We start from the raw sequence: 24,508 nt of genomic DNA, 5'->3' as shown, positions 1-24,508 counted from the left end.
TCCCACGCGCGCGTGGATCGTACGTTTTTCGTTCTTTTGCGTTGTCCGGGGGAGGTCAGCCCTCCGCGCCACCGACGACGCCGCCCGTGGCGCCCGCGTCCGTGCCGCCCGTGTCGTCCGGCGGCGTCTCCGGGTCCGAGGGCTCCTCGTCCGTCGGCTCGCCGGTCGGCTCCGTGGTGGTCGGCTCCTCCGTCGGCTGGTCCGTGGGCGTCTCGGGAGTGCTCGGGGACGGCGTGTAGGACGGGGAGTACGACGGGGTCCATCCGCCGCCGCCGGAGCTCGTGCCGGTGCCGTCGTCCGTCGACGTGTCGGTCGGCTCGTCCGCCGTCTCGTCGCTCGGCGTCTCGCTCGGAGTCTCCTTCTCCTCCGTCTGCGAGGTGGTCGGCGACTTCTTGTTGTCCGTGGGCCCCTTCGTGCCGCCGCCGGTGTTCTGCAGCGCCAGGGCGACACCCGCCGCCACGGCGATCACCGCGAGCACGGCGAGGATCCACAGCTTGCCGCGGCCGCTGCCCTTGTTGCCGCGGCCCTCGAAGCCGCCGTCGTCCCCGCCGCCGTAGCCGGCGGGAAGTATCGGCGAGGGGATCTGAGCGGTGCCGGAGACATCACCGGGGTGGCCCATCACGGCCGTGTGGGCGAAGCCGCCCGACGGGGTGTGCCGGCCCTCGTGCATGTCGACCGGGCCGGTGTTCCAGGTGCCGGTGTGGCCGCCCTGGTCGTAGAGCATCTGGAGCGCGTACTGGACCAGCCCGCGCATCTCCTCGGCCGTCTGGAAACGGTCGTCGGGCTCCTTGGCGAGGGAGCGCATGACCATGCCGTCCAGCTCCGGCGGGCAGACGTCGGAGGCCTCGGACGGCGGCGTCGGGATGTCCTGGACGTGCTGGTAGACCACCGACAGCGGGGTCTCGCCGGTGAACGGCGGGCGCAGCGAGAGGAGTTCGTAGAGCAGGCAGCCCGTGGCGTACAGGTCGGAGCGGTGGTCGACGGCCTTGCCGAGCGCCTGCTCCGGGGACAGGTACTGCGGGGTGCCCATGACCATGCCGGTCTGCGTCATCGTGGACTGCGCGCCGTGCAGGGCGCGGGCGATGCCGAAGTCCATCACCTTCACCGCGCCGTTGTGCGTGATGATGACGTTGGCGGGCTTGATGTCGCGGTGCACGATGCCGTGCTGGTGCGAGTAGGCGAGCGCCTCCAGGACGCCCGAGACGATGATCAGGGCCTGTTCGGGGCCCGGCGCCTCGGCGTTCAGCAGGAGGTCGCGGATGGTGCGGCCCTCGACCAGCTCCATGACGATGTAGGGGAGCGGCTGGCCGCCGACGATGTCCTCGCCGGAGTCGTACACGGCGACGATCGCGTGGTGGTTGAGGCCGGCCACCGACTGGGCCTCGCGCGTGAAGCGCGCCTTGGACACCGGGTCCTCGGCGAGGTCGGAGCGGAGCAGTTTGACGGCGACGGTGCGTCCGAGGCGGACGTCCTCGGCTGCGAACACCTCGGCCATGCCGCCCCGGCCGAGTCTGTGGGTCAGCCGGTACCGGCCGTCCCCGACCAACCCGCCGTTACCCCAGGCCTCCGGCGCGTCCGACATGCCGCCGCCAGTCGCCTCGGGTTCGGACGGGCCCTGAGCGCGCTGCTGCTGTGCCATCAGTCCTCGCCGTCGTTTCTGCCCGCGGTGCGCGCGGTGTTGTTACGGTCTCCGTCGGCCACGCTACAGCCTCCGCGCAAGCCGCCGGTCCGAGACGGGCGCCAGGACCGGCACGGGACGGACGCGCCATGAAACCTTTACTCAGCACTCTCGTGCAAATTCTGTGTACCGGCCGCACGCCCCCGGTAACGCTTCCGCGACGCTTCTTTCGCGTACGGTCACGGAACGGGCACCGAGCTTGACGTGTCCGTGCCCTGGGGCAGACTTGGCCGGGAATGACGGTTTGGATCAACGACGGATCTGACGGATCAGCGGCAGTCGGCAGCTCCCAGGGGAGCTACGGGGGACACGGAACATGAGCCAGGACGGCGCACAGGGGCAGTACACGGGGCGGGCGCTCGCCAGTGGCCGCTATCAGCTGCGTGACCTCCTCGGCCAGGGCGGCATGGCCTCGGTGCACCTCGCGTACGACAGCGTGCTCGACCGGCAGGTCGCGATCAAGACACTTCACACCGAGCTCGGCCGGGAGCAGGCCTTCCGCGAGCGGTTCCGCCGCGAGGCCCAGTCCGTGGCCAAGCTCACGCACACCAACATCGTCTCGGTCTTCGACACCGGCGAGGACACCCTCGACTCGATGACGACGCCGTACATCGTCATGGAGTACGTCGAGGGCCGCCCGCTGGGCTCGGTCCTCGACGAGGACGTACGGCAGCAGGGCGCGATGCCCGCCGACAAGGCGCTGAAGATCACCGCGGATGTGCTGGCCGCGCTGGAGATCAGCCACGAGATGGGCCTGGTCCACCGCGACATCAAGCCGGGCAACGTGATGATGACCAAGCGCGGTGTGGTCAAGGTCATGGACTTCGGCATCGCCCGCGCCATGCAGTCCGGCGTGACGTCGATGACGCAGACCGGCATGGTCGTCGGCACCCCGCAGTACCTCTCGCCGGAACAGGCCCTCGGCCGCGGTGTGGACGCGCGCTCCGACCTGTACTCGGTCGGCATCATGCTGTTCCAACTGGTCACCGGGCGGCTGCCGTTCGAGGCGGACTCGCCGCTGGCCATCGCGTATGCACACGTCCAGGAGGAGCCGCCGGTTCCGTCCACGATCAACCGGGCGCTGCCGCCGGCCGTGGACGCGCTGATCGCCCGGGCGCTGAAGAAGAACCCGAACGAGCGTTTCCCCAGCTCAGAGGCCATGCGCGACGAGTGCCTGCGCGTGGCGGCGTCCTTCCACGCCGCTCCGCCGAGCATCGTCCCGGGCACGCAGGCGCCGAGCGGCGCGGGCGTCGGCTCGGCCGTGTTCCCGCCGGTCGACCAGGCGCCCCCGGCCGCTTCGGGCCAGGTCCAGACGCCGTACCAGCCGACCCCGCCGCCGAACCCGTACGGCACGCCCGCCCCGTCGGCGCCGTCCCCGGCGTACGGCTATCCGCAGCAGGGCGGCTACCAGACGCCGCACCCGGGCGCGTACGCCCCGCAGCCGGGCCCGTCGACGCCGCCGCCGTACAACCTCGCGCCGCAGACCGCGCCCGGCTCGCAGGGCGGTGGCAAGAGCAACAAGCCGGTGATCATCGGTTCCGTCGTCGTGGCCGTCCTGGCCGTCGGCGGGCTGGTCGCGGCCCTGCTGATGAACAGCGGCGGCGAGGACGACCAGGGCGGCGGGGGCGGCGCGAGCGCCTCGGCCTCGGCTTCCAAGAAGGCCGGTTACCGCGGGCCTGACACGTCGAAGACGATCGACTCCGAGGAGTGCACGGAGCCGGAGGAGTCGTACAACGACCCCGAGAAGATCCAGATCCCGGACTTCAAGTTCAAGAACATCGCGTCGGTCAAGTCCTGCGCCCAGGCGGCCGGCTGGCAGGTCAGCGTCAAGAACGTGGACGAGAACACCTACGGCCAGGGCACGGTCATGAACCAGTTCCCGACCAAGGGCACCGATGTCGACCCGGACGACATGCCGATCATCGACCTCAACGTCTCGACGGGCAACCCGCCGTCCTGACGCCCCCGGACACGAGGAAGGGCCCGGCGGCTTCGGCCGCGGGGCCCTTCCTGTTTCCGTTCGGGGAGGTCTGTGCCGGAGGCCTACAGGTACGGCCCGCCGGAACGGGTGCCCGGGTGCTGCTCGTCGAGGCCCTCGTGGCCGACGCCGGGCGGGAGGGCGCGGCGCATCTGCTCCAGCTGGGCGCGGGCCGCCATCTGCTGGGCGAACAGCGTCGTCTGGATCCCGTGGAAGAGTCCCTCGAGCCAGCCGACCAGCTGGGCCTGCGCGATGCGCAGTTCCGCGTCACTGGGGGTCGTCTCGTCCGTGAAGGGCAGCGAGAGCCGCTCCAGCTCCTCGACCAGCTCGGGCGCCAGACCGTCCTCCAGCTCCTTCACCGAGCTGGCGTGGATCTCCTTGAGGCGGACCCGGCTGGCCTCGTCCAGGGGCGCCACGCGCACTTCCTCGAGCAGCTGCTTGATCATGCTGCCGATCCGCATGACCTTGGCGGGCTGCTCGACCTGTTCCGTGACCGGGATCTCGCGGGAGTCCTCGTCTCCGCTGCCGCCCCCGAGCGCCATGCCGTCCTGGCCCACGACCAGGATCTGCGGGCTCTCCGGCGACCGTTCGTTTCTCGGCATCTCCATGTCGCCATTCTCTCGCACGCCTGCACCTCACCTCCGTGGTGCCCCCGGGGGAAGCTGATCCACCCTGTTTCGACAGACGTGTCGGTCAGGGCCCGGGTTGCTCCCCGGAGGGGGGTTCCACCTCACGGGTGAGGCACAGCAGTCGGGCTTCGCAGTGGTCCAGCCATCGGGCCTCGGCCTCGGCGCGCTGCCGCACGTGGTCGTGGAGCGCCTGTGTCACGTGCCGGCGCTGAGCGATTCCGCCCGTCGGCCGAACCCGGAGTGCCGGACGTCCGGGGCGGTGTGAGGCTGATTGCCTCGAAATGACCGAACTTGCCGATCTTGCCCTACCGGGCACGGCGGGAGGGGGTCACCAACGTGACTCCATGGCTACGCGCACTGCGGGCGACCGGACTGGTGGTCGCCTTGGGGGCGGGTGCGGTCGTCTCACCCTGCGGATCCGTCCAGGCCTACGGCTCTGTTGCCTCTGTCCCCTCTGTCCTCGCGTACGACGAAGAGGCCGGGGCGGTGGCCGCCCCCACTGCCTTGTCGGCCCCGTCCGCGCCCGCGGAGCCCTCGCGGGCGGGGACCCGGGCCGGTGAGGGACGGGACCGGCCGGGGCGGCCGGAGGAGCCCGAGGAGGAGCGGGAGGCCCGCGAAGCCACCGCCGTCCCCGAGGCATCCCGGGAGGCCGTCCCCGCCGTCCCCGAGCCCCCCGCACCGACAGAATCACCCGTGCGCGAGGCCGCAGCCCAGGCCGAACAGCCTGTCGGGCCCGTGCTGCGGATCCTGCCCCTGGGCAGCGGACTGGTGCTCATCGGACTCGGCCTGGGCCTGGCATTCGTGGGCCTCAGGCTGCGGCGCGCGTAGGGGACACGGCCGGTCGGCCCCTCACGGGGCCGTTTCAGACGCCCTGCGGTCGCGTCGCACCCTGGCCGGCTGCGAGGCGCCGTCGGGCTGCGCCGCGTCCGAGGCCTGCTTCAGGCACCCTGCGGTCGCGAGCGCGCCCGGGGCCGTACCAAGCCTCGCTTCCAGCAGCCCCGGGCCGCACCGCGTGCGAGGCCCGTGTCAAGCACTCTGCGGGGCGATCAGCAATACCTTGCCGATGTGGCCGCTGTCCTCCAGGACCTGATGGGCGGTGGTGGCGTCCGGCATGGGGAGTTCGCGGTCGATGACCGGGCGCAGCCGGCCGCCGGGGAAGAGGGGCCAGACGTGTTCGCGTACGGCCGCGACGATGGCCGCCTTCTCCTCGAGCGGACGGGCCCGGAGGGACGTCGCGCTGATCGCGCCGCGCTTGGCGAGGAGCGCGCCGATGTTCAGCTCGCCCTTGATGCCGCCCTGCATGCCGATGATCGCGAGGCGGCCGTTGACGGCGAGGGCCTTGACGTTGCGCTCCAGGTACTTGGCGCCCATGTTGTCGAGGATGACGTCCGCCCCGGCGCCGTCCGTGGCCTTCCTGATCTCCTCGACGAAGTCCTGCTCGCGGTAGTTGACCAGGATGTCGGCACCCAGCTCGGCGCACCGGTCCAGCTTCTCCTGGGTGCCGGCCGTGACGGCGACCCTGGCGCCGACGGCCTTGGCGAGCTGGATCGCCATGGTGCCGATGCCGCTGGAGCCGCCGTGCACGAGGAGCGTCTCGCCGGGGCGCAGGTGGGCGATCATGAAGACGTTCGACCAGACCGTGCAGGTCACCTCGGGCAGTGCCGCGGCCTGCCGCAGGCCGACGCCCTCGGGCACGGGCAGCAGCTGTCCGGCCGGGACCACCACCTTCTCGGCGTAACCGCCGCCGGAGAGCAGCGCGCACACCTCGTCGCCCACGTTCCAGCCGGAGACGCCGGTGCCGATCCCGGCGATCCGCCCGGAGCACTCCAGGCCGGGGTAGGGAGGCGTGCCGGGCGGCGGGTCGTAGAAGCCCTGCCGCTGCAGGATGTCGGCCCGGTTGACGGCACCGGCCGTCACCTCGACCAGGACCTCGCCCTCGCCGGGCACGGGATCCGGGACCTCGTCCCAGACCAGCGCCTCGGGCCCACCAGGTTCGGGAATCGTGATCGCATACATGACTGGGACGGTACTCCTCGGTACTCCCGCGTCATCGGTCCGGTTCTGGCGAAAATCCATATGCGGGACCGATGAGTTTGCGCGACCGTAAAGGTCTCCCCATGCGTAGCCCACGTACGCGGAAGGACCCGAAGCATGAGCACGCAGACGTCCGGCCTGGCGATCGAAACCGCGGGCCTGGTGAAGACGTTCGGCGAGACCAGGGCCGTCGACGGAGTCGACCTGTCCGTGCCCGCCGGCACGGTCTACGGCGTCCTCGGCCCGAACGGCGCCGGCAAGACCACCACCGTGAAGATGCTCGCCACACTCCTGCGCCCGGACGGCGGCGAAGCGCATGTCTTCGGCCACGACATCGTCCGCGAGGCGGACGAGGTGCGCGCCCGGGTGAGCCTCACCGGCCAGTACGCGTCGGTGGACGAGGACCTCACCGGCACCGAGAACCTGGTCCTGCTGGGCCGGCTGCTCGGTCACCACAAGAAGGCCGCCCGGGACCGCGCCGCCCAGCTCCTGGAGGCCTTCGGGCTCACGGAGGCCGCCGCGAAGCAGGTCAAGCACTACTCGGGCGGTATGCGGCGCCGGATCGACATCGCCGCGTCCATCCTCAGCACCCCCGACCTGCTGTTCCTCGACGAGCCGACGACGGGCCTCGATCCGCGCAGCCGCAACCAGGTGTGGGACATCGTGCGCGCGGTGGTCGCCCAGGGCACCACCGTGCTGCTGACCACGCAGTATCTGGACGAGGCCGACCAGCTGGCGTCCCGGATCGCCGTCATCGACCGCGGCCGGGTGATCGCCGAGGGCACCAAGGGCGAGCTGAAGTCGTCCGTCGGCGCCGGATCGGTCCATCTACGGCTGAGAGATCCGGATCAGCGGGTCCTCGCGGCCGAGCTGCTGCGCCGGACCCTCGACGCGAAGGTGCAGCTGGAGCACGACCCGGTGGCCCTGACCGCCCGCCTCGGTGCGGCGGCGAGCGACGACAGCGCGGCGCAGCAGGCGTCGCACGCGCTGAGCGAGCTGTCCACGGCCGGGATCACCGTCGACAACTTCTCACTGGGCCAGCCCAGCCTGGACGAGGTCTTCCTCGCCCTCACCGGACACGACACTCACGCCCCGGACCGCACGGCCGGCCCCGGCTCCGGCTCCGGCTCCCACGACCCGAAGGACGAGGTGGCGGCATGAGCACCACGACGACCACCGAGGCCAAGGATCTCGCCCCGGTCAGCACCGAGTCCCTCGCGGCCCTGCTCATCGCCAAGGAGCGGCCCGCGCGGCCCAGCGCCTGGTCGGCCTCGATGACCTTCGGCTGGCGGGCGATCCTCAAGATCAAGCACGTGCCGGAGCAGCTCTTCGACGTCACGGCGTTCCCGATCATGATGGTGCTGATGTACACGTACCTGTTCGGCGGGGCGCTGGCCGGCTCGCCGGAGGAGTACATCCAGTTCCTGCTGCCGGGCATCCTCGTGATGTCGGTCGTGATGATCACGATGTACACGGGTGTCTCGGTCAACACGGACATCGAGAAGGGCGTCTTCGACCGGTTCCGCACGCTGCCGATCTGGCGGCCGTCGACCATGGTCGGCTATCTGCTGGGCGACGCCCTGCGGTACACGATCGCGTCGGTCGTGATGCTCACCGTCGGCATCATCCTGGGCTACCGGCCGGACGGCGGGATCGCCGGTGTGCTCGCCGGGATCGCCCTGCTGGTGCTCTTCTCGTTCGCCTTCTCGTGGATCTGGACGATGTTCGGGCTGATGCTGCGCACCGAGAAGTCGGTGATGGGCGTCAGCATGATGGTGATCTTCCCGCTCACCTTCCTGTCCAACGTGTTCGTCGACCCGACGACCATGCCGGGCTGGCTCCAGGCGTTCGTGAACAACAGCCCCATCACCCACCTGGCGTCGGCGGTGCGCGGCCTGATGGCCGGCGACTGGCCGGCCGACGAGGTCGCCTGGTCGCTGGGCTGGGCCGGACTGTTCGTGCTGGTCTTCGGGCCGGTCACGATGCGGTTGTACAACCGGAAGTGATGCGGCTGTACGACCGGAAGCAGCCCGGCCCGCCCGGGTGGTCAGTTGCGGGGCATCGGCGGCATCGGACGGATGTCGGGGGCGACCTGGGTCGCCGGTGTCTTCCGCACGATCGTGATGAGCCGGTCGGTCAACTCCAGCCTCCCCACGGCCGGATCGTCGTAGCCGAGCACGCGGTGGCCGCGTATGACACTGACCACCAGGTCGGCGATCTCCCGCGGGGTCTTGCCCACCTCGGCCTTGACGACCGGCCGTTCGACGATGTCGAGCCCGCTGCCCTGCTGGATGAGGTCCTCCATCACCATGCCGGCGGAGGGGCTGAGCACGGACAGGCCGAGCAGACGTCCCGCGGCGCTGGCGCTGGTGACGACACCGTCGGCGCCGGACTGCTTGAGCAGCGGCGCGTTCTCCTCCTCCCGCACCGTGGCCACGATCTTCGCCCCGCGGTTGAGCTGCCGGGCCGTCAGCGTCACCAGGACCGCCGTGTCGTCGCGCTGGGTCGCGATGATGATCTGACGCGCCTTGTGCACCTCGGCCCGCTTCAGCACCTCGCTGCGGGTCGCGTCCCCGACGATGCCGGCGTAGCCCTCCGCGGTCGCGGCGTCGACGACCTTGGAACTGGGGTCGACCACGACGACCTGTTCCTTCTTCAGGCCCGTCGCACAGACGGTCCGGATCGCCGACCTGCCCTTCGTGCCAAAACCGACGACGACGGTGTGATCGCGCAACGTGGACCTCCAGCGGGTCAGTCGCCACTCCTCCCGAGTGCGTTCGGTGAGAGCTTCGAGGGTGGTGCCGACCAGGATGATCAGGAACAGCACACGCAGGGGCGTGATGACGAGGATGTTCGTGAGCCGGGCGGCGTCGCCGGCGGGGGTGATGTCACCGTAGCCCGTGGTGGAGAGGGTGACGGTGGCGTAGTAGAAGGCGTCGAGGAGGGTGAGGCCGCCGCCCGCGTTGTCGTTGTAGCCGTCGCGGTCGGCGTAGACGATCAGCGCGGTGACGACGAGGACCACCAGCGCCATGGAGAGCCGCTTGAGGACCTGGCGGATCGGATGCTCCACCACTTTCTTCGGGAGTTTCACCCGATGGGTCACCAGATGCTCGTCCGCCTGGCGGGCGATCGCGTCCTGGCCCGGAAGTTTCACGTGAAACACACTCCGATTCCGCCGGACGCCCAGGGCAGGTCGAGCAGTTCCGCCTCCTGCCCGGGACGGGCGCCGTCCGGGGGCACGACGGCCAGCGCGTCGGCCGCCGCGATGCCGCGCAGCATGGCCGGGCCGTTGTAATGCAGCGGCACGGCCTCGTCGCCGCGCAGGACGACGGGCACGAGCCGGGTGTCGTGCGGGTGCCCGTGCACGGCGTCCCTGAGCGGCAGCGTGTACGGCTCCGGGGCCGGGCGGGCCGCGAGGGTCCGCAGCAGCGGCTCGGCGAGCGTCAGCAGTCCGGAGACGGCGGCGAGCGGATTGCCCGGCAGCCCGACGAGGTGCTGGGTCTCCGTGATGCGGGCCAGCAGCATGGGGTGGCCGGGGCGCACCTTGACGCCGTCCACGAGGAGTTCGGCCCCGATACGGCGCAGGGTGGGGTGGACGTGATCGACGGGCCCCGCCGCGGTGCCGCCGGTGGTGATGATGACGTCGGCGTCGGACGCGGTCACCGCCTTGCGCAGGGCGTAGGCGTCATCGCGGACGCGTCGTACGACGGTGACCTCGGCGCCGAGCGCGCGCAGCCAGGGCGGCAGCATCGGGCCGAGCGCGTCCCGGATCAGACCGTCGTGCGGAAGACCCTCGGTGAGCAACTCGTCGCCGAGGACGAGGACTTCGGCGCGGGCCCGGGGGACGGCGGTGACCGTGTCGTATCCGGCCGCCGCGGCGAGCCCGAGCACGGCCGGGGTGACGAGGGTGCCGACGGGCAGGAGCTGGTCGCCGGTGCGGCATTCCTGGCCCCGGGGACGGATGTCCTGGCCGGGGACGACGCCTCTGGTCGCGTGCAGTCGGCCCTTGTCGTCGGTGCGGCCGTGCTCGCTGCGCAGGACGGCCGTGGTGTCCGCGGGGATGCGGGCGCCGGTGGCGATCCGGACGGCCTCGCCGTCGGTGAGGGGCGCCTGCGCGGCGTGCCCGGCCAGGACGCCCGCATCGCGTACGTCCCAGGGGGAGGGCCCGGCGACCGCCCAGCCGTCCATCGCGGAGGTGTCGAAGGAGGGGAGGTCGGTGAGGGCGTCGAGGGGGGTGGCCAGGGTGAGGCCGAGGGCGGCGTCGAGCGGCACGGAGACGGGCTCGCGGCGGGCGGCCCGGCCGGCGCTCCGGGCGGCGCGCTCGGCGATGTCCCGGGCCTGTGGCCAGGGGGTGGCCCGGTGCCGGGTGTCCGGCTTCCGGGGTGTGGGGGTGCTGTCCTGCTCCCCTCGCGGGGCGGGGTCGGGCAGGTGGGTGCCGTTGCTGTTGTTCACGAGGGCGAGCACCTCCTCGACGTCGAGATCCTCGGCGTCCTCGCCGGTGCGGGTGCCGGGCGGGGTCATCCGGCGTCCGGGCGGGTGTCGTGCGTCGCGTCGGGGGCGACGTCGGGCCGGTCCCCCGGGGACTTCGGGGCCACCGAGGCTTCCGGGGCCACCGGGGCTTCCGGGGTGCTCTCCTGAGCCCAGCGGGCCGCGAGGGCCACGGCCTTGCGGGAGGCTTCGGCGACCGCCTCGGGGCCCCCGCCGGCCCGCGCGGCCGCGTAGCCGACGAGGAAGGTGGTCAGCGGCGCGGCGGGCCTGGCCACACCATGGGCGGCGTCGCGGGCGAGGTCGAGCAGCTCTTTCACATCGACGTCGAGGTCGATCCCCAGCTCGTCCTTGACCGCGGAAATCCATTCATCCAACACGTGCCCATGCTCCCTGATGCGTGCCCTGGCGGAGGCGATGTCGTCCCAGGTGTCGCAGTCGAACGACGCGACGGGATCGGAGATGCGGGTGAGGTTCAGCTCGGCGGTGAGACGCCGCAGGGGAAGACCGTGCGGAGAGCCGTGCCGGTCGGCGAGGAGGGCGAGCGTCTCGCGCAGCCGCCGGGTGCGGTACGCGGCGACGAGGGGCTGGTCGCGGCCGTCGGGGTCGGTCAGCAGCACGCCGTCGGCGGCGCTCCCCCGCAGCGTGTCCAGCAGCCGGCCGACGGTCCGCTCGTCCAGGAACGGCAGGTCGGCGGAGAGCACCACGACGTGCTCCGCCGTGGTGTGCCGGAGGCCGGCGTCGAGCGCGGCGAGCGGTCCGCCGCCGGGCGGGTCCTCGCGGGCCCAGGTCACGGGCCGTGCCGTCGGCCGGGGCGCGGCCACGACGACGGTGGTGCGGGCGCCGTCGCACGCGGCGAGCACCCGGTCGAGCAGGGCCCGCCCGCCGACCCGCACCCCGGGTTTGTCCGCGCCCCCGAGGCGCCGGGCGGCACCACCGGCGAGCACGACGGCGTCGTGGGCGGCGGGAGGCTCGTACGCGGTCATCCCCCGAGTATGCGTGCCCCCGCGATCACATGGAACGCGGGGGAAGGGACGCGATCACCGGGAACGGCCGCGCGCCGGGGAGGAATCAGAGCGTCCGCAGCAGCACCGCCGGTTGTTCCACGCAGTCCGCCACATAGCGCAGGAAGCCGCCCGCCGTGCCGCCGTCGCACACGCGGTGGTCGAAGGTGAGCGAGAGCTGGACGACCTGCCGCACCGCCAGCTCGCCCTCGTGCACCCAGGGCTTGGGGACGATGCGGCCGACGCCGAGCATGGCGGCCTCGGGGTGGTTGATGATCGGGGTGGAGCCGTCGACGCCGAAGACTCCGTAGTTGTTCAGCGTGAAGGTCCCGCCGGTGAGTTCGCCGGGGGTCAGCTTCCCGGTCCGGCCCGCCTCGGTCAGCCGGGCGAACTCCGCGGTCAGCGACTCGGCGTCGCGCGCGTGCGCGTCCCTGACCACCGGGACCACGAGCCCCCGGTCGGTCTGCGCCGCGAAGCCCAGATGCACGTGGTCGAACCGGACGACCTCCCTGGCCTGCGCGTCCACGGTGGAGTTGAGCTCGGGGAAACGGGCGAGGGCCGCGGTGCTGATCCGGGCCAGCAGGGCCAGGAGGGAGATCTTCGGCCCGCCTGCCGTGTTCATGGCAGTCCGGGCCCGCATCAGTTCCGTGGCGTCGGCGTCGACCCAGCAGGTCGCGTCGGGGATCTCGCGGCGGCTGCGGGACAGCTTGTCGGCGACGGCGCCCCGCATGCCCTTGAGGGGCGTACGGATCTCGCCCGGGGCGGCTGTCGCGGCGGGCCGGGGCTCGGGGGCCGCCGTCGTCGGGGCGGGCCGGGGCGCGGCGCGCAGGGCGTACTCCACGTCCGCCCGCAGGATCAGCCCGTCGGGCCCGGAGCCGGTCAGCTCCCGCAGGTCGAGGCCGTTCTGCCGGGCCAGCCTGCGGACCAGGGGCGAGATCACGGGGAGGGGGCCGTCCTCGGCCTCGGGGACGCTCGCCCGCCCGTTCACCGCCGGGGCGGGGGCGGCAGCGGTCACCCGGTCCTGCCGCACCCTGCGTCGCCGCGCGGGTGCCTCGGAGGTGCCGTATCCGACGAGGACGTTCCCCGAGCCCTCGGTACCGGCCTCGTCCGCACCGCCGCCGGAGGGCGCCCGTTCGCCCACCGCCACCGTGATCAGGGGCGCCCCGACGGGCAGTTCCGTGCCCTCCTCGCCGAAGCGGGCCGTGACCACACCGCCGTAGGGGCAGGGCACCTCGACCATCGCCTTGGCCGTCTCGACCTCGACGACCGGCTGGTCGATGGCGACCACGTCGCCGATCTCCACCAGCCAGCGCACGATCTCGGCCTCGGTGAGCCCCTCACCGAGGTCGGGCAGCTTGAACTCCAACACCTGTGCCATCAGCTCTCGGCCTCCCACTGCAGACGCCCCACGGCGTCCAGGATCCGGTCCACACCGGGCAGGTGGTGGCGCTCCAGCATCGGCGGCGGATACGGGACGTCGAACCCGGCGACGCGCAGCACCGGCGCCTCCAGGTGGTGGAAGCAGCGCTCCGTGACCCGGGCCGCGATCTCCCCGCCCGGGCCCCCGAAGGAACCCGACTCGTGGACGACGACCGCGCGTCCCGTCCGCCGCACCGAGGCGCACACCGTCTCGTCGTCGAACGGCACCAGGGAGCGCAGGTCGACGACTTCGAGGTCCCAGCCCTCGGCCCGGGCCGCCTCGGCCGCCTCCATGCAGACGGGTACGGACGGCCCGTACGTGATGAGTGTGGCGCTCCGGCCCGAGCGCCGCACCACCGCGCGGCCTATCGGTTCAACGGGCGCCGGCTCCTCGGGGTTCCAGGAGTCCTTCGACCAGTACAGCCGCTTGGGTTCCAGGACGACGACCGGGTCGTCGGAGGCGATGGCGGCGCGCAGCAGGCCGTAGGCGTCGGCGACGGTGGCGGGTGTGACCACATGGAGCCCCGGAGTCGCCATGTAGTACGCCTCGGAGGAGTCGCTGTGGTGCTCCACGCCGCCGATGCCACCGCCGTAGGGGACGCGGATGGTGATCGGCAGGGGCATCCTGCCGCGGGTGCGGTTGCGCGTGCGGGCCACGTGCGAGATGAGCTGCTCGAACGCCGGGTAGGCGAACGCGTCGAACTGCATCTCCACGACCGGCCTGAGGCCGTACATGGCCATGCCGACGGCGGTGCCGAGGATGCCCGCCTCGGCGAGCGGGGTGTCCGTGCAGCGGTCCTCGCCGAACTCCTTGGCCAGTCCGTCGGTGACGCGGAAGACGCCGCCGAGGGTGCCGACGTCCTCGCCCATGACGTGCACGGCGGGGTCGGCGGCCATGGCGTCGCGCAGCGCGCGCGTGAGGGCCTGCGCCATGGTGGCCGGCTTGACGGCGACGGTGGTCATCGGTGCGTGTCCCCTTCCGGCCCGGTCTCGGCCTCGGCCGCCAGCTCGGCCCGCAGCTGCTCCTGCTGCTCGCGCAGTTGCGGGGTGGGCTCGGCGTAGACGTGGGTGAACAGGTCCATCGGGTCGAGCGCCGGGTCCTGGTTCATGTGCGCGCGCAGTTCGGCGGCCATCGCATCGGCGGCGTCCCGGGCGGCCTGCTTGCCGGCCTCGTCGAGCAGTCCGCGGCTGGTCAGCTCGTGCTCCAGGAGCTGGATCGGGTCGTGCTCGCGCCAGGTCTCGACCTCGGCGTCACCGCGGTAGCGGGTCGCGTCGTCGGCGTTGGTGTGGGCGTCCACGCGGTAGGTGATCGCCTCGACCAGGGTGGGACCGCCGCCCGCGCGCGCGTGCCGTACGGCGTCGGAGAGCACCTCGTGCACGGCGGCGGCGTCGTTGCCGTCGACCAGGCGGCCGGGCATGCCGTAGCCGACGGCCTTGTGGGCCAGCGACGGGGCCGCGGTCTGCTTGGCGAGCGGGACGGAGATCGCGAAGCCGTTGTTCTGCACCAGGAAGACCACCGGGGCCTGCCAGACGGCGGCGAAGTTCAGCGCCTCGTGGAAGTCGCCCTCGCTGGTGCCGCCGTCGCCGACCATGGCCAGCGCGACCACGTCGTCGCCCTTGAGGCGGGCGGCGTGCGCGAGGCCCACGGCGTGCGGCAGCTGCGTGGCGAGCGGGGTGCACAGCGGGGCGACCCGGTGCTCGTAGGGGTCGTAGCCGGTGTGCCAGTCGCCGCGCAGCAGCGTGAGGGCCTCGACGGGGTCCACCCCGCGGGCCACCACGGCGAGCGTGTCGCGGTAGCTCGGGAAGAGCCAGTCCCGCTCCTCCAGCACGAGCGCGGCGGCGATCTCGCAGGCCTCCTGCCCGGTGGTGGAGGGGTAGACGGCGAGGCGGCCCTGCTTGGTGAGAGCGGTGGCCTGCGCGTTGTAGCGGCGGCCCCGGACCAGCTGCGCGTACAGCGTCCGCAGCAGTTCCGGGTCGGCCTTCGCGGCGGCCTCGGTGCCGAGGACGCGGTACGGCTCGGCGTCGGGCAGCAGCGGCGCGGGATCCATGCGGGGCTGCCAGGCGGGCGGCGGGGTGGGCCGGTAAGCGCCCCGCTGCTCCATGACCGTCATGACGGCACCTCCTCGTGGGAGCGGCTACGGGAGGCGCGTCGGCTGTGACCCGCCTCACCTACCGATTGTTCGGTCGACGGCACAATTTGGCTATGGCTGGCCCCAGGCTGTGGACAAACGGTTCTCCACAGCCTGAGATGGACGCAGTACGTCCATGGTAGGGAGGTCGGCGCAGGTGGCATCTGAACAAATGGCCGAAGGACAGGACGTCGGCGGTGTGCTGCCGCCGCCGCGGCCCCTGGACGCCATAGATCAGGACATCCTGCGCATGCTCCAGGCGGACGGCCGCGCCTCGATACGGTCGGTCGCCGAACGGGTCCACGTCTCGCGCGCCAACGCCTACGCCCGCATCAACCGGCTCGTCGAGGACGGAGTCATCCGCGGCTTCGGCGCCCGCGTCGACCACCAGCGGGCCGGTCAGGGGACGTCCGCGTACATCACGCTGAAGATCGTGCAGAACTCCTGGCGCACGGTGCGCGAGGAGCTCAGAGAGCTGCCGGGCGCCTCCCACATCGCCCTGGTGGGCGGGGACTTCGACGTGCTGCTGCTGGTGCACGTCTCCGACAACCGGTCCCTGCGCGAACTGGTGCTGACCCGCCTCCAGGCGATCCCGCAGGTGCTCAGCACCCGCACGCTGCTGGTGTTCGAGGAGGAGGACCTGGAGCCGCAGGGGTGAGTTTCAGGCGTCCTTGCGGAGCCCTCCGAACGCCAGCCGCACCACCGCGTCGGCCACCTCGCGCTCGTTCATGCCGCGCCCGTCCGGGCGGTACCACTCCACGATGGAGTTGATCATTCCGAAGACCAGCCTGGTCACCAGCCGGACCTCTATGTCGCCGCGCACGTCCCCGTCCGCGGCCGCCGCCTTGATCAGGTCGGCCACCCGGTGGTCGAAGTCGCGCCGCCGCTCCAGTGCCCACCGCTCGGTGTCCGTGTTGCCGCGCACCCGCAGCAGCAGGGTCACGTAGGGCAGCTCGGCTATGAGCACCTCGACCATGCGCCGCACGACGTACTCCAGGCGCTCGGCGGACCGCCCCACGCGCGCGTGCTCCTCGTCGAGGATCCCGAAGAGGCCGTCCAGGGCCCGGCTCACGGCGCGGCGCAGCAACTCCTCCTTGCCGGCGACGTGGTGGTATATCGACGACTTGGAGATACCGGCCGCCTTGGAGAGGTGCTCCATGGAGGTGCCGTCGTAGCCACGCTCGTTGAACACCTGGACGGCGACGGACAGCAGGGTGTCCGGGGTGTACGTGTCGCGCTTGGCGGTGGTCATGAGGCTGTGCCCTCCCGCTTGTCGGAGGCGTGGGCGTGGCGGTACAGCGCGAGGGACGGCGTGTAGCGCCCCGAGGGGTCGCGCATGTGGAGATCGTCCAGGAGCGCGTAGGCCCAGTAGCGGCCGAGTTTCCGGCTCCACTCGAAGGGGCCCAGGGGGTAGTTGACGCCGAGGCGCATCGCGGTGTCGATGTCCTCCTCGGTGGCCACGCCCTTGGCGACCGCGTCGTGCGCCAGGTCGATGATCCGCGCGACCGTGCGGGCGACGATCATGCCGGGGACGTCGCCGACGAGGCTGACCCGCTTGCCCATCGCCTGGAAGAGGCCGATGGCCTCGGCGAGGGTCTGCGGGGAGGTGTCCTGGGAGGCGGACAGGGCGATCCGGGTGGCCTTGCGGTAGTCGAGGGCGAGGTCGAAGTAGACGACGTCCCGGAACTCCACGGAGGTCTGCCCGTCGGCGAGGGCGAGCTGGCCGCCGCTCGGCAGCACCATGCGGGTGCCGTTGTCGTCGTCCTCGTCGCGGACCGGGATGCCCGCCTCGCGGATCAGCGCGAGCAGGTCGGACGCCGGGCCCAGGTCGCCCTCGGCGACGACGTAGGCGGGCGGCTGCCGCTGCTCCGCCGTGTCCGGATCGGGGCGCTCGGCGCCGTCCTGGTGGTCGTACCAGCCCTGGCCGGTCTTGCGGCCCAGCCGGCCGGACTCGACCAGGCGCCGCTGGGCGAGGGACGGCGTGAAGCGCACGTCCTGGAAGAAGGACTCCCAGACCGACCGCGTGACCGACTCGTTGACGTCCTGGCCGATCAGGTCGGTCAGCTCGAACGCGCCCATCCGGAAGCCGCCCGACTCGCGCAGCACGGCGTCGATGGTGGCCGGGTCGGCGCCCTGGGCCTCGTACACCGCGAAGGCCTCGGCGTAGAAGGGCCGGGCGATGCGGTTGACGATGAAGCCGGGGGTGTCCGCGCAGGCGACCGGCGTCTTGCCCCAGGCGCGGGCGGTCTCGTACGCGCGCGTGGCCGAGGAGACGTCGGTGGCGAACCCGGAGACGACCTCGACCAGCGGCAGCAGCGGCGCCGGGTTGAAGAAGTGCAGGCCGACGAAGCGGCCGGGGGAGCGCAGGGCGCCGCCGATGGCGGTGACGGACAGGGACGAGGTGTTGGTGGCGAGCAGGCAGTCGTCGGCGACGATGCCCTCCAGCTCGCGGAACAGGTCCTGCTTGACGTCCAGCCGCTCCAGGACCGCCTCGACGACCAGGACGCAGTCCGCCAGCTCGACGAGGGCCTCGGCGGGCAGCAGCCGGGCGCGGGCGGCGTCCCGGTCGGCGCCGGTGAGCCGCTCCTTCTCGACGAGCCGGTCCAGGCGCGCGCCGATCTCGTCGGCGGCCTCCCGGGCCCGCCCGGGGACGGTGTCGTACAGCCGTACGGGATGGCCCGCGACCAGCGCGACCTGGGCGATTCCCTGGCCCATGGTGCCGGTGCCGACGACGGCCACGGGGCTGCTGAGGTCGAGTGCTGTCATGTGCGCGATCCTCCCGCACGGGGTTTTCCACAGATGCGGCGGACCCCCTTGAGCCGACCGATCGTTCGGTTACTCTAGCTCTGTCCGAGTGTTCCTGCCCAGGATTCTGCCCAGGTCATGAACTCGACGAAGAGTTCTTGAGACGAGGAGATGGTCACCCATGACCGCCGCACTCTCGGCGCACGAGCTGATCGCCCGGCACCGGTCCACCCTCGACCAGGCGCTGGAAGCGATCCGCACGCGCGCGTACTGGTCCCCGCACCCCGAGCACCCCAAGGCCTACGGGGAGCACGGCAGTCTGGACGCGGCGGCGGGCAAGGCCGCCTTCGACGCCCTGCTCGGCAGCCGCCTCGACCTCGGCCAGCCCGGCACCGACGACTGGGTGGGCGGCGAGACGTCCCCCTACGGCGTCGACCTGGGCGTGACGTACCCGCACGCGGACCTCGACGTGCTGCTGCCCGCCATGAAGGCGGGACAGCGGGCCTGGCGGGACGCGGGCGCGGAGCAGCGCGCGGTGGTCTGCCTGGAGATCATCAAGCGCATCAGCGACCGGACGCACGAGTTCGCGCACGCGGTCATGCACACCTCCGGCCAGGCCTTCATGATGGCGTTCCAGGCGGGCGGGCCGCACGCGCAGGACCGCGGCATGGAGGCGGTGGCGTACGCGTACGTGGAGCAGGTGCGCACACCCGACAACGCCGAGTGGACCAAGCCGCAGGGCAAGCGCGACCCGCTGGCCATGACCAAGCAGTTCACCCCGGTCCCGCGCGGTATCGGCCTGGTGATCGGCTGCAACACCTTCCCGACGTGGAACGGCTACCCGGGCCTGTTCGCCTCCCTCGCCACGGGCAACGCGGTCCTGGTCAAGCCCCACCCGCGCGCGGTGCTGCCGCTCGCGCTGACGGTGCAGGTCGCGCGGGAGGTGCTCGCCGAGGCGGGCTTCGACCCGAACCTGGTCGCGCTGGCCGCCGAGCGCCCCGGCGAGGGCATCGCCAAGGCCCTGGCGACGCGCCCCGAGATCCGGATCATCGACTACACGGGCTCGACCGAGTTCGGCGACTGGCTGGAGGCCAACGCCCGCCAGGCGCAGGTCTACACGGAGAAGGCCGGCGTCAACACCGTCGTCGTCCACTCCACGGCCGACTACAAGGGCATGCTCTCCAACCTGGCGTTCTCGCTGTCCCTGTACAGCGGCCAGATGTGCACGACCCCGCAGAACCTGCTCGTCCCCCGGGAGGGCATCTCCACGGACCAGGGCCCCAAGTCCTACGACGAGGTGGTCGCCGACCTCGCCAAGTCGGTCGACGGCCTGCTCGGCGACGACGCCCGGGCGAACGCGCTGCTCGGGGCGATCGTCACCCCGGACGTGAAGGCCCGTCTGGAGGCCGCGGCGGGTCTCGGCGAGGTCGCCCTGGCGTCCCGGGAGATCACCAACCCGGACTTCCCGGGGGCGGTCGTGCGGACGCCGGTGATCGTGAAGCTGGACGGGGCCAAGCCGGACGCGGAGGCCGCGTACATGAGCGAGTGCTTCGGGCCGGTGTCGTTCGCCGTCGCCGTCGACTCGGCCTCGGACGCGGTGGAGCTGCTGCGGCGGACCGTCCGTGAGAAGGGCGCGATGACGGTCGGGGCGTACACGACCGACCCGGAGGTCGAGCGGGATGTGCGGGAGGCCTGTCTGGAGGAGGCGGCGCAGTTGTCGCTGAATCTGACGGGTGGGGTGTATGTGAACCAGACGGCGGCGTTCTCCGACTTCCACGGGTCGGGGGGTAACCCTGCGGCCAGTGCGGCGCTGTGTGACGGGGCGTTCGTGGCCAACCGGTTCAGGGTTGTCGAGGTGCGGCGGGAGGCCTAAGAACTCCCGCAGCTCCAGTGGTACAGCGTCATCGCCACACTCGTCGCCAAGTTGTAGCTGCTGACCTGCGGACGCATCGGCAGCGACAGCAAGTGGTCCGCACGGGCGCGGAGTTCCTCCGACAGGCCCGTGCGTTCCGAGCCGAACGCGAGGACGGCGTCGTCCGGGAGCTTGATCCCCCGGATGTCGTCGCCCTCGGGGTCGAGGGCGAACAGCGGGCCGGGCGGCAGGTCGGGGACCTCCAGCCGTTCCACGGCCGTCGCGAAGTGCAGGCCCGCGCCGCCGCGTACGACCGTCGGATGCCAGGGGTCGACCGTCCCGGTCGTCACCACGCCCGTCGCGCCGAAGCCGGCGGCCAGGCGGATCACCGCCCCCGCGTTGCCCAGGTTGCGCGGGTTGTCGAGGACCACGACCGGGGTGGTGCGGGGCGTGCGCGCCAGCCGCGCGAGGTTGGACGCGCGGGAGGGGCGCACGGCGAGCGCGGCCACGGCGGTGGGGTGCGGGCGCGGCACGAACGACGCGTACGTCTCGTGCGGCACCTCCGTGAGCAGCGCGCCCAGCGCGTCCCGTACGTCCGGGGCCAGCTCGTCGGCGAGGGCGAGCGCCGCCGCCCGGTCGGCGGTGACCGCCACCGGCACCTCGGCGCCGAACCGCACCGCGTGCTTGAGGGCGTGGAAGCCGTCGAGCAGGACGGTACTGCCGGCGAGCCGGTGCCAGACGGTCACGGGGTCGGTCATGCCCCGAAGCCTACGTGCGTGTCCCGGGAGCCCTCGGGGGCGTGCTGCTCGGGCACCGGCACGCGCCCGCCGCGCCGGCGCGGCAGCCGGTCACGCGCGCGTGCCGCCCCGCTGCCCAGGCGGCGCAGGAAGGACGTCGGCAGGAACACCGCGTCCGCCGCGATCATCGCCAGCGAGAAGAACGGCAGGCCGAGCACGACGGCGATCACGGCGTGCTCGGTGATCATGAGTGCCAGCAGGACGTTCTTCACCCGCCGGTTGAACAGCGTGAACGGGAAGGCGACCTGCACGAGGACCGTCCCGTAGGTCACGAGCATCACCATCGTGCCGCTGGAGGACAGCAGGTCGGCGAGGGCGGGCCAAGGCGAGAAGTACTCCAGGTGGAGCGGGTAGTAGACGGCCGTGCCGTCCTGCCAGCGGGAACCCTGGATCTTGTACCAGCCGGCCGTCGCGTAGATCAGGCACGCCTCGGCCATGATCACGAGCAGGGCGCCGTTGTGCACGATGTTGGCGACGACGTCGAGCAGGATCCGCGGTTCGCCGGACTTCGCGCGCCGCCCGGCCAGCCACCACAGGGCCTGCGCCGCCCACACGGTCCACAGCAGCACGGGTATCAGCAGGTCGTCGCCGTCCATCCGGCCGACCAGGGTCGCCGCGAGCAGCACGGCCCCGAGCACGACCCACAGGGCCGGGCCGGTCCGGTCCGTGACCCGCTCGCCGCGCGCGCGGGCGTCCCGGGCGCGTGAGGCCCGCCGGGCGTCCAGCGACCACACCTGGGCGCAGCGCGTGAAGACCAGGTAGATCGACATCAGGTGCAGCACGTTGTCGCCGCCGTCGCCCATGAAGACGCTGCGGTTCTGCAGCGACAGCACGCCGACCATGAACAGCACCGACATGGTGCGGGTGCGCCAGCCCAGCATCAGCAGGACGCCGGAGAGGATCGCGAGCGCGTAGACCAGCTCGAACCAGAGCCGGCCGTCCGACCACATCAGGGTGGTGAAGGCCTTGTTGGTGCCGATGAGCTGCTCGGCGAGACCCCAGCTCCAGGGCCCGTCGGGGCCGTAGAGCTCATGGCGGTGGGGCAGCTCGCGCAGCAGGAACAGCAGCCAGGTCGCGCTGAAGCCGATACGGATCACGGCCGTCTGGTACGGGCCGAGGGCGGCCTCGGTGACCCGGGCGATGCCGCGCGAGACGGCCAGCGAGAAGCGGTTCACCGGATGCCTCCCCGGGCCTCGTCCCGCGGCACCGGCCACCAGGGCAGCTCGCGGTAGGACGGCGTCGTGGAGACCTTCTCCCGGCTCCACTTCGGCGGGGGCACGTTGGTGGTGCGGGAGCGGACCTGGACGCGCTCGATGACACCGCCGTCCCCGGCCGAGGCGCCCGCCGCGTCGTCGCGGTCGAGGCGCAGCACCACGACCCGGCGCAGATACGACTCGGAGAGTGATCCGCGCAGGCCGACCGGGCGGCTCTCGCTGTCGTGCGTCGCGGTGAAGAAGTCCCAGGCGCGGCGCAGCTCGTTCTGCTGGGTGTGGCTGGGCAGCAGATTGCCGTCGATGGCCCGGCCGTCCTCGGCGGACAGGTCGTACCAGCCGGTGCTCAGCCTCTCGCCGTCCGCGCCGCGGACCTCGGCGCGGGCCTGGATCGAGATGTTCTGCTGGAGCGGGTTCGGGGCGAAGAGCTTCCAGTTCTGCTCGAACTCCGGATAGATCCAGTCGTCCACGGCCCGGCCGTGCTCCTTGGTGACCGTGTTCGCCGGCGCGACATGCAGGAACGTCATCGCGATGTGCACACAGACCCCGATCGCGACGACCGCGAGCGCCAGCGCGACACCGATCTGATACGGGAGGGAGAGCGCGGCGATGCCGGAGCGGGGCGGGTCGGGCGGACCCGGCTCGGCGAGCCCGGACGGGCCGGGCGGGCCCTCCGGCCCGTGCCGGGCGTTCGAGCCCTCGTCGTACGCGTCCAATTCCGCCCCGTTCCAGATTCCCGGTCCGTCGTACCGCCCGCGCACGACCGCGCGGCGTCGGCACGGGCACGGTACTCAGGCCACCCACCCCGGCACAGCCCCTGTCCGCCGGTCCCGGCCGTGGCCGTCGCCACACCGCGGAAGCCGACCGTACGGCGCCCGCGACCGCCCGGAGGGACACCATACGGCGCCCGCCCGTACGCCCATTCCCTTCTGCTAGAACCTGTTCTATCTTGACGCCCCGTCAGCTCAACGGGATCGGCCCGGGAGGACAGGCACCGTGGACTTCACCTTCACCGAGGAGCAGCAGGCGGCGGCCGAGGCGGCGAAGGGCGTGTTCGCCGGGGTCGCCCCGGACGCCGTGCCCAGCCCCGCGCTCACCCCCGGCGCCGTCGCCGAGACCCACGACCGCGCCCTGTGGGACGCGCTCGCCCGCGCGGACCTGCTGAGCCTGCTGCTCGACGAGCGGTACGGCGGGGCCGGCCTGGACGCCATCGCGCTGTGCCTGGTGCTGCGGGAGTCGGCACGGGTGCTGGCCAGGGTGCCGCTGCTGGAGAGCAGCGCGGCGGCGGCGGCCGTCCAGGCCTTCGGGAGCGACGAGGCGAAGTCCGCCCTGCTCGCCCGGGCCGGCCGGGGTGAGATCGTGCTGACCGTCGCCGCGCACGGCCGCACCGGCCACGACCCGGCCGAGCTGGCCGTGACCGCACGGCAGGACGGCGGGGCCTGGGTGCTGGACGGGGTGCAGACGGCCGTAGCGTGGGCCTACGACGCGGACGTCACGGTCGTGCCCGCCCACACCGCGACCGGCCGGACCGTCCTGGCCCTGGTGCCCCGCGACCACCCCGGGGCGGTCCTCGCCGAGCAGTTCTCCACCAGCGGCGAGCGGCTCGGCGAGCTGCGGCTGGAGTCGGCCCGGCTCACCGCCCGGGACATGATCGACGCCGACGGGGCGTGGGAGTGGCTGCGGAACCTGCTGACCACCGGGACGTGCGCGCTGGCGCTCGGGCTCGGGGAGCGCGTGCTGCGGATGACCGGGGAGTACACGGGCCAACGGGAGCAGTTCGGCTTCCCGATCGCCACCTTCCAGGCCGTCGCCGTGCAGGCCGCCGACCGCTACATCGACCTGCGCGCGATGGAGGTCACGCTGTGGCAGGCCGCGTGGCGGATCGCCTCGGGGGCACCCGGCGCGCTGCCCGCCGCCGGTGACGTCGCCGTCGCCAAGATCTGGGCGGCGGAGGGCGTACGCCGGGTCGTGCAGACCGCGCAGCATCTGCACGGCGGGTTCGGCGCCGACGTCGACTACCCCCTGCACCGGTACCACGCCCAGGCCAAGCACCTGGAACTGTCGCTCGGCCCGGCCGCGGCACACGAGGAGGCCCTGGGCGACCTGCTGGCGGCGCACCCACTGGCCTGAACGCCCGAAGAAACCTGAACGCCCGAGGAAAGAGGCGCTAGAGGACGAACCCCGACTGCCCGTCGTCCGTCACCACGGGACGGCCCGCCGCCTCCCACACCTGCATGCCGCCGTCGACGTTCACGGCGTCGACGCCCTGCTGGGCCAGGTACATCGTGACCTGGGCGGACCGGCCGCCGGAGCGGCAGATCACATGGACGCGGCCGTCCTGCGGGGCGGCCTCGGTCAGCTCGCCGTACCGGGCGACGAACTCGCTGATGGGGATGTGCAGCGCCCCTTCGGCGTGACCGGCCTTCCACTCGTCGTCCTCGCGGACGTCCAGCAGGAAGTCGCCGTCCTTGAGGTCAGCGACCTCGACCGTGGGCACACCAGCTCCGAAACTCATGCCTCCGACGCTACCCGACCCGCCCCACGGGC

At 72.3% G+C, this 24,508-nt stretch carries 22 protein-coding genes; 7 read left to right on the top strand and 15 right to left on the bottom strand.

Translation table 11 applies throughout. The features are described 5' to 3' along the window. Positions 1–55: 55 nt before the first annotated feature. Positions 56–1,639 (bottom strand): protein kinase, encoded by a 1,584-nt coding sequence (locus tag ACFT4A_RS36315; RefSeq protein WP_382839202.1) that lies wholly within the window; start codon positions 1,637–1,639, stop codon positions 56–58. A 355-nt stretch (positions 1,640–1,994) separates the two neighbouring features. On the opposite strand from ACFT4A_RS36315, the gene ACFT4A_RS36310 reads away from it, so the two are divergent. Beyond that, on the top strand, positions 1,995–3,638 hold the full coding sequence (locus ACFT4A_RS36310; protein ID WP_382839200.1) for a protein kinase: 1,644 nt from the start codon (positions 1,995–1,997) through the stop codon (positions 3,636–3,638). A gap of 83 nt (positions 3,639–3,721) precedes the next feature. Here ACFT4A_RS36310 and ACFT4A_RS36305 read toward each other — a convergent pair whose 3' ends face one another. Further along, positions 3,722–4,264: a bacterial proteasome activator family protein gene (locus ACFT4A_RS36305; protein WP_382839198.1), complete on the bottom strand. Its 543-nt coding sequence runs from the start codon at positions 4,262–4,264 to the stop codon at positions 3,722–3,724. A 507-nt stretch (positions 4,265–4,771) separates the two neighbouring features. On the opposite strand from ACFT4A_RS36305, the gene ACFT4A_RS36300 reads away from it, so the two are divergent. Further along, entirely contained in the window at positions 4,772–5,113 is a 342-nt protein-coding gene (locus tag ACFT4A_RS36300) for a hypothetical protein (RefSeq protein WP_382839196.1), read from the top strand. Between the two features lie 198 nt (positions 5,114–5,311). Here the strand turns inward: ACFT4A_RS36300 and ACFT4A_RS36295 are convergent, their stop codons facing one another. Continuing rightward, a complete protein-coding gene (locus tag ACFT4A_RS36295) occupies positions 5,312–6,301 on the bottom strand; it encodes an NAD(P)H-quinone oxidoreductase (RefSeq protein WP_382839194.1) in 990 nt (329 codons plus the stop codon). A 135-nt stretch (positions 6,302–6,436) separates the two neighbouring features. Between ACFT4A_RS36295 and ACFT4A_RS36290 the strand changes: the two genes are divergently transcribed. Then, on the top strand, positions 6,437–7,480 hold the full coding sequence (locus ACFT4A_RS36290) for an ATP-binding cassette domain-containing protein (protein ID WP_382839192.1): 1,044 nt from the start codon (positions 6,437–6,439) through the stop codon (positions 7,478–7,480). After that, positions 7,477–8,325 carry an ABC transporter permease gene (locus ACFT4A_RS36285; protein ID WP_382839190.1) on the top strand — a complete coding sequence of 283 codons (849 nt, stop codon included), beginning with the start codon at positions 7,477–7,479 and terminating at the stop codon, positions 8,323–8,325. Before ACFT4A_RS36290 ends, ACFT4A_RS36285 begins: the two co-directional genes overlap by 4 nt. 41 nt (positions 8,326–8,366) lie before the next feature. Here ACFT4A_RS36285 and ACFT4A_RS36280 read toward each other — a convergent pair whose 3' ends face one another. The 6 genes from ACFT4A_RS36280 to pdhA all read right to left on the bottom strand — a co-directional run bounded on the left by ACFT4A_RS36280 (position 8,367) and on the right by pdhA (position 15,338). Beyond that, positions 8,367–9,473, bottom strand: a complete 1,107-nt coding sequence (locus ACFT4A_RS36280) for a potassium channel family protein (RefSeq protein WP_382839188.1) — start codon at positions 9,471–9,473, stop codon at positions 8,367–8,369. Continuing rightward, complete coding sequence (locus ACFT4A_RS36275) at positions 9,470–10,840, bottom strand: molybdopterin molybdotransferase MoeA (RefSeq protein WP_382839186.1); 1,371 nt, start codon at positions 10,838–10,840, stop codon at positions 9,470–9,472. The genes ACFT4A_RS36280 and ACFT4A_RS36275 overlap by 4 nt, the downstream gene beginning before the upstream one ends. Then, positions 10,837–11,790 carry an NTP transferase domain-containing protein gene (locus tag ACFT4A_RS36270; RefSeq protein WP_382839183.1) on the bottom strand — a complete coding sequence of 318 codons (954 nt, stop codon included), beginning with the start codon at positions 11,788–11,790 and terminating at the stop codon, positions 10,837–10,839. Before ACFT4A_RS36270 ends, ACFT4A_RS36275 begins: the two co-directional genes overlap by 4 nt. A gap of 85 nt (positions 11,791–11,875) precedes the next feature. Beyond that, on the bottom strand, positions 11,876–13,186 hold the full coding sequence (locus ACFT4A_RS36265) for a dihydrolipoamide acetyltransferase family protein (RefSeq protein ID WP_382839181.1): 1,311 nt from the start codon (positions 13,184–13,186) through the stop codon (positions 11,876–11,878). Next, positions 13,186–14,190 (bottom strand): alpha-ketoacid dehydrogenase subunit beta, encoded by a 1,005-nt coding sequence (locus ACFT4A_RS36260; RefSeq protein WP_382839178.1) that lies wholly within the window; start codon positions 14,188–14,190, stop codon positions 13,186–13,188. The genes ACFT4A_RS36265 and ACFT4A_RS36260 overlap by 1 nt, the downstream gene beginning before the upstream one ends. Next, positions 14,187–15,338, bottom strand: coding sequence for a pyruvate dehydrogenase (acetyl-transferring) E1 component subunit alpha (gene pdhA / locus ACFT4A_RS36255; RefSeq protein WP_382839175.1), 1,152 nt, complete (start codon positions 15,336–15,338; stop codon positions 14,187–14,189). Before pdhA ends, ACFT4A_RS36260 begins: the two co-directional genes overlap by 4 nt. Before the next feature lie 190 nt (positions 15,339–15,528). Between pdhA and ACFT4A_RS36250 the strand changes: the two genes are divergently transcribed. After that, entirely contained in the window at positions 15,529–16,014 is a 486-nt protein-coding gene (locus ACFT4A_RS36250; RefSeq protein WP_215124340.1) for an Lrp/AsnC family transcriptional regulator, read from the top strand. A 3-nt stretch (positions 16,015–16,017) separates the two neighbouring features. Here the strand turns inward: ACFT4A_RS36250 and ACFT4A_RS36245 are convergent, their stop codons facing one another. Further along, positions 16,018–16,608 carry a TetR/AcrR family transcriptional regulator gene (locus ACFT4A_RS36245; RefSeq protein ID WP_382839171.1) on the bottom strand — a complete coding sequence of 197 codons (591 nt, stop codon included), beginning with the start codon at positions 16,606–16,608 and terminating at the stop codon, positions 16,018–16,020. Then, entirely contained in the window at positions 16,605–18,122 is a 1,518-nt protein-coding gene (locus ACFT4A_RS36240; RefSeq protein WP_382839169.1) for a 3-hydroxyacyl-CoA dehydrogenase, read from the bottom strand. Before ACFT4A_RS36240 ends, ACFT4A_RS36245 begins: the two co-directional genes overlap by 4 nt. Positions 18,123–18,282: 160 nt before the next feature. On the opposite strand from ACFT4A_RS36240, the gene paaN reads away from it, so the two are divergent. Beyond that, the gene (gene paaN, locus ACFT4A_RS36235; protein ID WP_382839166.1) at positions 18,283–19,974 is read left to right on the top strand and encodes a phenylacetic acid degradation protein PaaN; all 1,692 of its coding nucleotides are present in this window, start codon (positions 18,283–18,285) and stop codon (positions 19,972–19,974) included. Here paaN and ACFT4A_RS36230 read toward each other — a convergent pair. Genes ACFT4A_RS36230 through ACFT4A_RS36220 form a run of 3 tightly spaced genes read right to left on the bottom strand, consistent with a single transcriptional unit; the run spans position 19,971 to position 22,677 of the window. After that, a complete protein-coding gene (locus ACFT4A_RS36230; protein ID WP_382839164.1) occupies positions 19,971–20,711 on the bottom strand; it encodes a TrmH family RNA methyltransferase in 741 nt (246 codons plus the stop codon). The two genes, paaN and ACFT4A_RS36230, sit on opposite strands and share 4 nt — an antisense overlap. After that, complete coding sequence (locus tag ACFT4A_RS36225; protein WP_382839162.1) at positions 20,708–21,925, bottom strand: HTTM domain-containing protein; 1,218 nt, start codon at positions 21,923–21,925, stop codon at positions 20,708–20,710. The genes ACFT4A_RS36230 and ACFT4A_RS36225 overlap by 4 nt, the downstream gene beginning before the upstream one ends. Further along, positions 21,922–22,677, bottom strand: a complete 756-nt coding sequence (locus ACFT4A_RS36220; protein WP_382839159.1) for a DUF5819 family protein — start codon at positions 22,675–22,677, stop codon at positions 21,922–21,924. The genes ACFT4A_RS36225 and ACFT4A_RS36220 overlap by 4 nt, the downstream gene beginning before the upstream one ends. 280 nt (positions 22,678–22,957) lie before the next feature. Between ACFT4A_RS36220 and ACFT4A_RS36215 the strand changes: the two genes are divergently transcribed. Next, complete coding sequence (locus ACFT4A_RS36215) at positions 22,958–24,091, top strand: acyl-CoA dehydrogenase family protein (RefSeq protein ID WP_382839156.1); 1,134 nt, start codon at positions 22,958–22,960, stop codon at positions 24,089–24,091. Positions 24,092–24,128: 37 nt separating this feature from the next. Here the strand turns inward: ACFT4A_RS36215 and ACFT4A_RS36210 are convergent, their stop codons facing one another. Continuing rightward, entirely contained in the window at positions 24,129–24,458 is a 330-nt protein-coding gene (locus tag ACFT4A_RS36210) for a rhodanese-like domain-containing protein (RefSeq protein ID WP_382839208.1), read from the bottom strand. Positions 24,459–24,508: the final 50 nt, after the last annotated feature.

The organism is Streptomyces sp. NPDC057099, from assembly GCF_042671245.1.
Taxonomy (GTDB): Bacteria; Actinomycetota; Actinomycetes; order Streptomycetales; family Streptomycetaceae; genus Streptomyces; species Streptomyces purpurascens.
The sequence above is the reverse complement of the archived record's forward strand: the minus strand, read 5'-3'. Positions and strand labels throughout refer to the sequence as shown.